Source organism: Stenotrophomonas sp. STEN022 (assembly GCF_056760155.1).
Genome location: NZ_JBRREG010000137.1, coordinates 1 through 9,329, shown reverse-complemented (window position 1 = coordinate 9,329; position 9,329 = coordinate 1). Strand labels below are relative to the sequence as shown.

The following is a 9,329-nucleotide window of genomic DNA, read 5'->3' as shown; positions in this document are numbered from 1 at the left end:
CTAGACGACCGTTCAGATCACTGGCTTCTCGGCTGACGCCGCTCCCACAAAACCAAGGACTACTGCTTCTTGCGGCGGCGCCACCACAGGCGCAGCAACCATGCGAGGAAGCCGCCGATCAGAATCAACGGCAGCAGGCCTGCGGCGATGCGGATCACATAGGCCACGCTGGTGGTGAAGATCTCGCCGAAGTCGCCGAACGCCCGGCCAATCTCACTGCGGTTGCGCTGGCTGTTGGTCGACTCGATGTTGATCGTCACCAGCTGCGTATCGATGCGGCGGTGCTGCTGCGCCGAATCTCGGTTGGCCTGCTGCAACCCGGCTTCGATCTCGGACAGACGTTGGGAGATGGTCAACAGATCCGCCACCGCCAGATCCTTGCGCTGCTGATACTCGAGCAGGCGTTCATGCTCGGCCTTCAGGCGAGCCTGCATCAATCGGGTATCAGCAACCTGCTGGGCCAGGTCCTCGGCCTCGGTGTTGCGGGTGGTCACCTCGCCCTTGTCGCTGGCCAACGCGATCAGCGGCTCCACGCCCTTGGGCGCAACCCGGACCTTGATCGAGCCGCGGGGCGTATCGCCGCCCTGCTGGGACACGTTGAGCACCGCACAATCGCCGAACTTCGCACTCTGGCAGGCGTCGGATACAGCCTTCACCCTCGGCGCAATATCCTTGCCAGGCAACTGCAGCTGCACCGTGTGCTCGTAGGCCAGGAATGCGCCTTCCGGCGATTGCACCGCATCGGCGGCACTGGCCGCGCTATCGGCCGACATCTCATGCTTGGCACAGCCAGCCAGCGCCAGCAGCGCGCCCAGCGCCAATACCAAGGTCCTTCCGTGCAGTTGCTTCATGCGTCCATGTTCCAGGTAGTTTCGTGGCGGCAGCATAGCGACATAGCTGAATACGAAGGCTAAAAATTTGTGCAGAGCGACGCAGCGCGGGGAAGCGCAGCGCTCGGAGGGCTTGGTTCGCCGCACCGACCGGGTTCCCGGCGCGCTGCACTTACCCGGGCTACAGAGTGGCCGCCTGCGCTGAACCACCCATTTCGGCAAGCCGACACCAACCAACGGCAGGTGCAGCATCGACCCAGTCCACCTATGCTCGGGGATTCCCTCAGTAACAGGATCACCGATGCGCAAGCACCTGCTCGCCGCCGCCCTGCTCGCCAGCCTCGCCGGCTGCCAGAGCGGCGACGCCCCGACCGCGCCGTCCACCACCACCGAGCAGGCCGGCCAGGCCCAGGCCGACGCCCAGTTCGCCGAGCTGTCGAAGAAGGCTTTGGACACCTGGATGCAGCTGTCCCCGGTCAGCGCGACCCAGATCGGTGATCACCGCTACGACAGCCAACTCGATGACCTCAGCGCCGCCGGCCAGCAGAAGAGCCTGGAGGCCAGCAAGGCCCTGCTCGCCGAGCTGGACAAGCTCGACGTCAGCAAGCTCGGCCGCGAGAACCAGGTGGATGCCGCAATCCTGCGCAACCAGCTGCAGTCGGACATCTGGTCCAACGAAACCATGCAGTCGTGGAAGTGGGACCCGCAGGTCTACAACGGCCTGGCCGGCAGCGCCATCTACGGCCTGATGGCGCGCGAGTTCGCGCCGCTGCCGGAGCGCCTGAAGTCGGCCACCGCACGCATCGAACTGATCCCGCAGATCTTCGCCGCCGCCCGCGCCAACCTGGACCCGGCGCGCGTGCCGAAGATCCATGCTGAAACCGTCGCCAAGCAGAACCGCGGCATCCTCAGCCTGGTTGAAACCTTCATCGTGCCCAACATCGGCCAGCTCGAAGCCGCCGACCAGGAACGCCTGAAGGCCGCCATCGCCACACTGACCACGGCAGTCGAAGAACAGCAGACCTGGCTGGACAAGACCCTGGTGCCGAATGCCAAGGGCGAGTTCCGCATCGGCGCGGAGAAGTACGACCAGAAGCTGAAGTTCTCACTGAACTCCTCGCTGTCGCGTGCCGAGATCGGCGAGCGTGCCCGCGCCGAGCTGAGCCGCGTGCGCAAGGACATGTACGGCATCGCCCAGGTGGTGTTGAAGGACAAGCCGGGCGCACCGGAAATGCCGGCCAACCCGACCGACGACCAGCAGCAGAAGGCGATCGAAGCCGCACTGGAACTGGCCTATGCCGACAAGCCTGCCCGCGACAAGGTTGTGGACGATGCCAAGGCCGCGCTGGACCAGTCCACCGAGTTCGTGCGCAAGCATGACCTGATGACCCTGCCCGATGCGCCGGTCGACATCATCCTGATGCCGGAATTCCAGCGTGGCGTGGCCGTGGCCTATTGCGATTCGCCGGGCCCGTTGGACAAGAACCTGAAGACCTTCTACGCGGTCTCGCCGATTCCGGATGACTGGAACGACAAGCAGGTGGATTCCTTCCTGCGCGAATACAACAGCCGCATGATCCACCTGCTGTCCATCCACGAAGGCACCCCGGGCCACTACCTGGAGGGCTGGCACTCGGGCAAGTTCCCGTCGACGCTGCGTGCAGTGCTGCGTTCCGGCCTGTTTGCCGAAGGCTGGGCGGTCTACACCGAGCGCATGATGCAGGAGCAGGGCTACCTGGATAACGACCCGCTGTTCCACCTGGTGCAGCTGAAGTTCTACCTGCGCACCATTGCCAATGCCATCCTCGACCAGGGTGTGCACGTGGACAACTGGAGCCGCGAGCAGGCCATGCAGCTGATGACCCACGACGCCTTCCAGCAGGAAAGCGAAGCCTCGGGCAAGTGGGTGCGCGCACAGCTCACCTCCGCCCAGCTGCCGACCTACTTCGTCGGCGCACAGGAGCACTTCGACACCCGCAAAGCAGTGCAGGAAAAGCAGGGTGCCAACTTCAACCTGAAGGCCTACCACGACCAGATGCTGTCCTACGGCGCACCGCCGGTGCGTTTCGCGCGCCAACTGATGCTGGAACAGCCAATCGAGTAAGCGATCGGCCAACCCGTTCGATCGGCAGAAGCCCGGCATCCGCCAGGCTTCTGCTTTCGCGCCATCGACAGCACCGAACTATCATTCACAACCGTTCGGCAACGACGCCGATACCTGCTGCTCCAACTTCCGGATCTTACTGACATGAAGTCGCTGCTCACCTGTTTGGCCGTCGCCTGCCTCAGCCTTGCTTCACCACAAACCCATGCGCAGGCACCCGCACAACCCCACGCGGTCTATATGGACGCCAGCGCCAAGCTGCAGCAGCGCATCGCAGAGAGCGCCGCCAAGGGAGAGATGCCCCGCATCACCGAACCAGAAACACGTGCACTGCTTGATGTCCTGTCCGACAGTCACCGTTTCCTGGAATCACAGACCTACGACGCCGCCAACATCGGCCAGCTGATGGATATCTGTGGCCAGGCCAATCGCTTGTCGATGGCCTATGCACTGACCGGGCTGAAGGAACATCTCCCGCCCCAGGCAAGTCCGGAGGACAAGGCACGGCAGATGGCCGCGCTGATGGAAACAAACGTCGTGGTATTCCAGCAGGAACTCGAACGCCTGCATCCGTTCCTGTTGCGTTGCCTGGCCACGCAGATCCAGCCACTGACCGCATTCACGGCGGCACTGCCGCCGGAGGAACTTACCCCCGTGCGCTTGGCGGGGCTGAACCAGCTGCGCGGCGGCCTGGTAAACAGCTATAGCGGCAACCTGATGAGCATCGGCAACCAGACACTGCAGCCCAGCTATCGCACGCAGGTCGTGCGGGCAATGGCGGAGTGTTCGTCGGTGTTTGCTTCAGCGCTGCAATTGCCGGCCCGCCAGCAGATTGCCGATGCCGCCAAGCTCATTCTTGCCGACGCGCCGACGGACAACCGCGCTGACATCGAGACCATCATCAAGGCCATGAGCGATCCCGACTGCACGGGCCTCTGCGCCTACTGACTGTCTCCTGCTGGAGCGGCGCGGTGAGCAGCGTAGAGCGCCACGGTGCGATGAAACAACGTCGTGCAGTACGCGCCGTCGCATGGGCACGAGGAGTTTCGCCGCATTGGATGAGGCGCGCACACGCATTTGAACTCCGGAGCTCGAACCACGCCTCGGCAGCACAGGCAGCCGCCCGCCAATCACCGCAAGCTGTGGCATGATCGGTATGCGTTGCGCAGTACGAACCGGGCGACTTCGGCTGGAAACCGGTGCACCGCCAGAACTCGCCCCTACCTTCATCCAGGCCGATGGCGCTCCATTGCCCGGCCCCGCATGGGCGTCGGGCACTGATGGAATGGATAGATGAGCTGGAGCACGATGCCTGGAACGATGTCATCGAGGAGCTCGTCTGGCATCTTCGGAACGGCCGCATGCCTACCCTCATCACCCATCAGCCCGCCCCCGAACGCAGGGTAGAATTTCACTTCAAGGACCTGCCCGCGGTGTTCCTCCCGTTGAGTCAGCAGTCCTGCTGGAGCGAGGCTATCAGCATCATCGAGCGCTTCCCGCAACTCAACGCCACCCGCCTGCGCAGCGGCAGCTGACATGCTTCTCGTGCACCTGACAGGCATGTATTCCGGCCTATTGCCTTGACCTGAGCGCCGCCTACAATTCCGCCTCCGCTGCACGAAAACTCACAATCACGGGGGACAGCTTCAACATGGAAACAAATGCAATCCTGGCCTGGACGCTGGTATCGGAATGTCCGATTCCGCAGGACGTGAACGACATCCTGGTGTCCGGCGAGACCGCCGTGGCGGCCTACAAGACGTTCCGTGATTCGGCGGTGTTTACCAACAAGCGGCTTATCGTGCGCGACGCGCAGGGCATCACCGGCAAGAAGGTAGAGATCTATTCGCTGCCGTATTCTTCGATCTACATGTGGTCTTCTGAGAACGGCCACGGCCTGTTCAACTTCAACTCCGAGATCGAACTCTGGACCAAGGCCGGCCATATCAAGGTCAATCTCAACAAGGGCCTGGATGTCCGTCGTCTGGACAAGCTGATCGCCCAGGCCGTGCTGGGCAGCACGGCATCGCCAGCCATCGCCACCGGTAACGCAGTACCCGGCAACCCGCCGCCGTTGCCGTAACCGAACGGGGGCAGGCCGTTTCAACCAGCGGCAACATCAGGCCGGACTGTATCGACTGAGTCGTTGCCGCCTGTTTGAAACTGCCCCCTGTCCTGCGTCGCTCCACGCTGATGCGATGCCAGGCACCCCCTTCGAGCTGAGGTCAGCATGACAAGCCAACGCGCAGACTACCTACTACTGGCCCATGCCGTACTCGACTGGAACCGCCGGCATCTCAATCGCGATTCCGTGCTGACCGAAGCACTGATCGGCGAGTGTTTCGCCGGACAGTTCATGGTCGAGCCCAATGGTCGTCGCTACGAGGCCAATCCTGCCAACTACCTCGAATTTCTCAACGGCATGAAAGCGGGCATGGAAGGTATCGACTACGAGATCGACCATGCGCTCGTGGAAGGCGCTTCGGTCGCATTCTCGATGCGCGCACGGATCAGCTACGCTGACGGGCGCCGCGAGCTGTTCCGCGCCATGCTGCTGATGCGGTTCAACGATGCCGGCAAGGTCATCCTCTGGCACGAGGTCTACGTGCCCATCGCGTTGCCCGCCTGAAGCGGGCCGTACTGCCACCCAGAAACCACGGATGCAACGATGAGCGAACCCAACTACACCATCAACCACGACATCCCTTCCGTGGACACCTACCGGCATCTGCGCCAAGCCAGTGGGCTCAGCGCGAAGACGCTGGAAGCCGCCAGTCGCGGTCTGCCCAATTCACTGTTCGCCGTGCAGATCACCCATGCCGGCGAAACCGTGGCGATGGGTCGGGTGATCGGCGATGGCGGCACCTTCTATCAGGTGGTCGACATCGCGGTGCTGCCTGCGCATCAGGGCCGCGGCCTCGGCAAGAAGGTGATGGCGGAAATCCAGGCCTACATCGAACGTGAGGTGCCGGCTTCGGCCTACGTCAGCCTGCTGGCGGATGGCGAAGCCTATCGTCTTTACCAACAGTACGGCTTCACCCTGACCGCACCTGCCAGCGTCGGCATGGCACTCAAGAAAGCGTGATTTCCAATACCCGCATCACCACCCGCACCTCAACGGAAAAGGAATGAACATACGGCCGCTCAACCCGAACGATGTGGATGCCGCGAGCAGGCTTTGCATGGCGGCGTTCATGGATTCGGTTGCCTCCACGCTCACTGGCGAAGGCGTCGCGACGTTCCGCAAGCTTGCCGCTGCGGAAGCGTTTGCATCCCGCATCAGCGAGGACAAACTGATGTGGTTGGCGGAAGTTTCCGGGCAACCCGCCGGCCTCATCGAGCTGAAGCAGGGGCGACATATCGCGATGCTGTTCATCAGCCCTGAACTGCAGCGCCGCGGCATCGGCCGCCGCCTGCTTGCCGAAGCCATCAAACACGCCCGCTCGGACATGCTGACCGTGAGCGCCTCCCTGCCTTCGGTGCCCGCCTACCTCGGCTGCGGATTCCATTGCAGCGGCGAGGTAAGCGAATCGATGGGAATCATCTACCAGCCGATGGAACTACGACTGGACCGCGTCGCCACAGGCGAGTGACCTTGGCGATCGCGCTACGGGCTCTGGAGATCAGCCTGTATCGCGCCAGCCCTGACCACTCCAATGACATCAAGCTCCCGAGCAACCGCCATGCAGACCATCGATTGGAACGACTTCAGCAAGGTTGAACTTCGCGTAGGCCGCGTCATCGCCGCCGAGCCTTTCACTGCCGCCCGCAAACCCGCCTACATCCTGCAGGTCGATTTCGGCCCGGAGATCGGCACCCGCAAATCCAGCGCACAGATCACCGCGCTATACAGCACCGAACAGCTGGTCGGGCGGCTGGTGGTGGCAGTGCTCAACTTTCCTCCGAAACAAATCGGCCCACTGATGTCCGAATGCCTGGTGACCGGATTTCACGACGCTGAGGGTCGGGTCAGCCTATGCATGCCCGAACATGAGGTACCGCTGGGTACTCGCCTGCTATAGGTCCTGCAAACGGTCCAGCCTGCCCTGCAGACTGGACGGCCGCCAACCTGCAAGCCCGACACACAGCCTCAACAGCGCTTCGTGCTAGCGTCCTGCATCGAATTCCTCGGCGATGCATGCAGGAGACAGCAATGGGCAAAGGCCGGCTTGAAGCCTTCAGTGACGGCGTACTGGCCATCATCATCACCATCATGGTGTTGGAGATGCGACCACCCGAGGGCGCCACGCTGGACGCACTGCGACCGTTGCTGACCACCTTGCTCAGCTACCTGCTGAGCTTCGTCTACGTCGGCATCTACTGGAACAACCACCACCACCTGCTGCAGGCCTGCCAGAAGGTTACCGGCAGTGTGCTGTGGGCCAACCTGCACCTGCTGTTCTGGCTGTCGCTGCTGCCATTCGCCACCCATTGGATGGATGACTTCAACAAACATTCACTGCCGACCGCGCTTTATGGCTGCATCCTGTTGGCGGCTGCCATCGCCTATTGGATCCTGCAGCGGCGCATCGTCGCTGCCGACGGCGAGAACTCGCGCCTGCGGCATGCACTGGGCAAGGACTGGAAAGGTAAATTGTCGCCAATGCTCTACATCAGCGGCGTCGCCCTGAGCTTTGCCAATGCCCATCTGGCCCAACTGATCTACGCAGCTGCAGCCTTGCTATGGCTGATCCCGGACAAACGCATCGAACGCGAGCTCAGCCAGGCAGGCTAGGCCCAGCAGCAACCGGTTCCGCGCAGGTGCCCCTGCATGCTGGGGGCAGCCCGTCTGCACCGCCGCTTTACATTCGTGCGCACGGCTTGCGGTAAAAAGTCCTGCCCTTCCACACTTAGCAGGAGCTGCAATGGCCGCGTCCAAAACCACCGGATTCACCGCCGAAGAACAGGCCGCGATGAAGGAACGTGCGCGCGAGCTCAAGGCCGAGGCCAAGGCCGGCAAGCTGAAGGCCGACGGCGAGGCCGAACTTCTTGCCAAGGTCGCCGAGATGCCCGCAGCCGAGCAACAAATGGCGCGGCGCCTGCATGCCATCGTCACCGCGACCGCCCCCTCGCTGAGCCCAAAGACCTGGTACGGCATGCCGGCCTATGCGCGCGACGGCAAGGTCGTGCTGTTCTTCCAGGGCGCGAGCAAGTTCGGCGCACGCTATTCCACGCTGGGCTTCAACGACACGGCGATGCTGGATGACGGGCCGATGTGGGCGACCTCTTTCGCCCTTGCGGAACTCACCCCTGAGGTCGAGAAGAAGATCACCGCCTTGGTCAAGAAAGCCATGCGCAAGCGCGACAGCAGCCTGCAATAGGCAAGGCGCGGTTCTACCGCTATCGTGTTCTGCCCCCGCAGCGATAGACCGCATGTCTTTCTGGACCTGGCTGTTCCCACGCACGCAAGCCGCATACACCAGCCCGCTTTCACCCGAGCAGGCCATGCAGGCACTGCGGGCTGCCACCGCACGAGGCAACCTGACCGCCACCGGCAGCGTCGCAGGCTCGATAAGCGACAAGCGCGTACATCTTTACCACCGGACAGTGATGCGGAATTCGTTCAAGCCACACTTCCGCGGCAGCCTGCAAGCAACCGCGCAGGGCTGCGAGCTGCGCGGCGCGTATGCGTTGCCGCCGTTGGTTTTCGTCTTCATGCTTTTCTGGCTTGGTTTCTGCGTACTGTGGACCACGGTGGCCGCACTGCAGGTGGGCAGGTTTGACCTGATGCTCCTGCCCGCGGTACTGCCGGGCCTGCTGATGCCTTGCTTCGGCATCGGCTTGTTGCGGCTGGGGCACCATCTGTCCAATGATGACCCGGCGATCGTGTCACGGGTGATCCGGCAAGCCTTGCAGTCTCCTTCTGCCTGACCCCAACCGCGAGGGTTCCCACTTGTCCAACCACGACGACACCGCGCTGGAACTGCAGAAGCTGCAGTTCGAAGTGATGCAGCAGTTGGAAGTCATTGCCGATGACATCAAGGCCGGGCAACTGAGCGCCGATGAAGGTTCAGCCAAGGCCAAGGCCGTCATTGCGGCCAGCGAGCAACAGCGTGTTGCCATGTTCAACGCCGCCATGGCGAAACGGCAACGGCAAGGTCGTCGTGGCTGGCTGTTCGCCTTAATGGTGGTGGTGGCAATCGCCGTAGTAGTGGCAGGCCTGCTGCTTGCGCGCATCAGCGCCGGTTGAGCGCAGGTAGTGCCGAGCCATGCTCGGCAGGGGCTTGCCCAGCAATGCCGCAAATGCCTATGCAGGAGCGGCGTAGGCCGCGAAGCCCACTCCAATACCCCGCGAACAGCTTACCCCTCCCCAGCCCTCCCCTTCGCTGCGCGAAAGGGAGGGAGCGCAGTGCCGAGCCATGCTCGGCAAGGGGCTTTCCCGGCAAGGCCTCTGC

The 9,329-nt window shown here is 62.8% G+C and carries 13 protein-coding genes; 12 read left to right on the top strand and 1 reads right to left on the bottom strand.

Annotated features, from left to right (window positions below):
• Window positions 1–59: 59 nt before the first annotated feature.
• Window positions 60–851, bottom strand: coding sequence for a DUF4349 domain-containing protein (locus ACVOMF_RS19525; RefSeq protein WP_481510742.1), 792 nt, complete (start codon window positions 849–851; stop codon window positions 60–62).
• 280 nt (window positions 852–1,131) lie between these two features.
• On the opposite strand from ACVOMF_RS19525, the gene ACVOMF_RS19520 reads away from it, so the two are divergent.
• The 12 genes from ACVOMF_RS19520 to ACVOMF_RS19465 all read left to right on the top strand — a co-directional run bounded on the left by ACVOMF_RS19520 (window position 1,132) and on the right by ACVOMF_RS19465 (window position 9,124).
• Window positions 1,132–2,934: a DUF885 domain-containing protein gene (locus ACVOMF_RS19520; RefSeq protein ID WP_481510741.1), complete on the top strand. Its 1,803-nt coding sequence runs from the start codon at window positions 1,132–1,134 to the stop codon at window positions 2,932–2,934.
• 144 nt (window positions 2,935–3,078) lie between these two features.
• Entirely contained in the window at window positions 3,079–3,882 is an 804-nt protein-coding gene (locus ACVOMF_RS19515; protein ID WP_481510740.1) for a hypothetical protein, read from the top strand.
• 332 nt (window positions 3,883–4,214) lie between these two features.
• Window positions 4,215–4,469, top strand: a complete 255-nt coding sequence (locus tag ACVOMF_RS19510; RefSeq protein ID WP_481510739.1) for a hypothetical protein — start codon at window positions 4,215–4,217, stop codon at window positions 4,467–4,469.
• Between the two features lie 116 nt (window positions 4,470–4,585).
• A complete protein-coding gene (locus ACVOMF_RS19505; protein WP_481510738.1) occupies window positions 4,586–5,017 on the top strand; it encodes a PH domain-containing protein in 432 nt (143 codons plus the stop codon).
• Between the two features lie 147 nt (window positions 5,018–5,164).
• Window positions 5,165–5,563 carry a nuclear transport factor 2 family protein gene (locus ACVOMF_RS19500; RefSeq protein WP_481510737.1) on the top strand — a complete coding sequence of 133 codons (399 nt, stop codon included), beginning with the start codon at window positions 5,165–5,167 and terminating at the stop codon, window positions 5,561–5,563.
• A 39-nt stretch (window positions 5,564–5,602) separates the two neighbouring features.
• Complete coding sequence (locus ACVOMF_RS19495) at window positions 5,603–6,019, top strand: GNAT family N-acetyltransferase (protein WP_481510736.1); 417 nt, start codon at window positions 5,603–5,605, stop codon at window positions 6,017–6,019.
• A gap of 43 nt (window positions 6,020–6,062) precedes the next feature.
• Window positions 6,063–6,527: a GNAT family N-acetyltransferase gene (locus ACVOMF_RS19490; protein ID WP_481510735.1), complete on the top strand. Its 465-nt coding sequence runs from the start codon at window positions 6,063–6,065 to the stop codon at window positions 6,525–6,527.
• Window positions 6,528–6,617: 90 nt separating this feature from the next.
• Window positions 6,618–6,956 (top strand): tRNA-binding protein, encoded by a 339-nt coding sequence (locus tag ACVOMF_RS19485; RefSeq protein WP_481510734.1) that lies wholly within the window; start codon window positions 6,618–6,620, stop codon window positions 6,954–6,956.
• Window positions 6,957–7,087: 131 nt separating this feature from the next.
• Complete coding sequence (locus ACVOMF_RS19480; protein ID WP_481510733.1) at window positions 7,088–7,669, top strand: TMEM175 family protein; 582 nt, start codon at window positions 7,088–7,090, stop codon at window positions 7,667–7,669.
• Window positions 7,670–7,799: 130 nt separating this feature from the next.
• Window positions 7,800–8,255 carry an iron chaperone gene (locus tag ACVOMF_RS19475; RefSeq protein ID WP_481510732.1) on the top strand — a complete coding sequence of 152 codons (456 nt, stop codon included), beginning with the start codon at window positions 7,800–7,802 and terminating at the stop codon, window positions 8,253–8,255.
• 52 nt (window positions 8,256–8,307) lie between these two features.
• Window positions 8,308–8,805 carry a hypothetical protein gene (locus ACVOMF_RS19470; protein WP_481510731.1) on the top strand — a complete coding sequence of 166 codons (498 nt, stop codon included), beginning with the start codon at window positions 8,308–8,310 and terminating at the stop codon, window positions 8,803–8,805.
• Between the two features lie 22 nt (window positions 8,806–8,827).
• Window positions 8,828–9,124: a hypothetical protein gene (locus ACVOMF_RS19465; protein ID WP_481510730.1), complete on the top strand. Its 297-nt coding sequence runs from the start codon at window positions 8,828–8,830 to the stop codon at window positions 9,122–9,124.
• Window positions 9,125–9,329 lie beyond the last annotated feature (205 nt).

Excerpts from the sequence above, each read along its gene's own strand:
- ACVOMF_RS19525 (WP_481510742.1), bottom strand. The coding sequence starts at position 851 with ATGAAGCAACTGCACGGAAGGACCTTGGTATTGGCGCTGGGCGCGCTG.
- ACVOMF_RS19520 (WP_481510741.1), top strand. The coding sequence starts at position 1,132 with ATGCGCAAGCACCTGCTCGCCGCCGCCCTGCTCGCCAGCCTCGCCGGC.
- ACVOMF_RS19515 (WP_481510740.1), top strand. The coding sequence starts at position 3,079 with ATGAAGTCGCTGCTCACCTGTTTGGCCGTCGCCTGCCTCAGCCTTGCT.
- ACVOMF_RS19510 (WP_481510739.1), top strand. The coding sequence starts at position 4,215 with ATGGAATGGATAGATGAGCTGGAGCACGATGCCTGGAACGATGTCATC.
- ACVOMF_RS19505 (WP_481510738.1), top strand. The coding sequence starts at position 4,586 with ATGGAAACAAATGCAATCCTGGCCTGGACGCTGGTATCGGAATGTCCG.
- ACVOMF_RS19500 (WP_481510737.1), top strand. The coding sequence starts at position 5,165 with ATGACAAGCCAACGCGCAGACTACCTACTACTGGCCCATGCCGTACTC.
- ACVOMF_RS19495 (WP_481510736.1), top strand. The coding sequence starts at position 5,603 with ATGAGCGAACCCAACTACACCATCAACCACGACATCCCTTCCGTGGAC.
- ACVOMF_RS19490 (WP_481510735.1), top strand. The coding sequence starts at position 6,063 with ATGAACATACGGCCGCTCAACCCGAACGATGTGGATGCCGCGAGCAGG.
- ACVOMF_RS19485 (WP_481510734.1), top strand. The coding sequence starts at position 6,618 with ATGCAGACCATCGATTGGAACGACTTCAGCAAGGTTGAACTTCGCGTA.
- ACVOMF_RS19480 (WP_481510733.1), top strand. The coding sequence starts at position 7,088 with ATGGGCAAAGGCCGGCTTGAAGCCTTCAGTGACGGCGTACTGGCCATC.
- ACVOMF_RS19475 (WP_481510732.1), top strand. The coding sequence starts at position 7,800 with ATGGCCGCGTCCAAAACCACCGGATTCACCGCCGAAGAACAGGCCGCG.
- ACVOMF_RS19470 (WP_481510731.1), top strand. The coding sequence starts at position 8,308 with ATGTCTTTCTGGACCTGGCTGTTCCCACGCACGCAAGCCGCATACACC.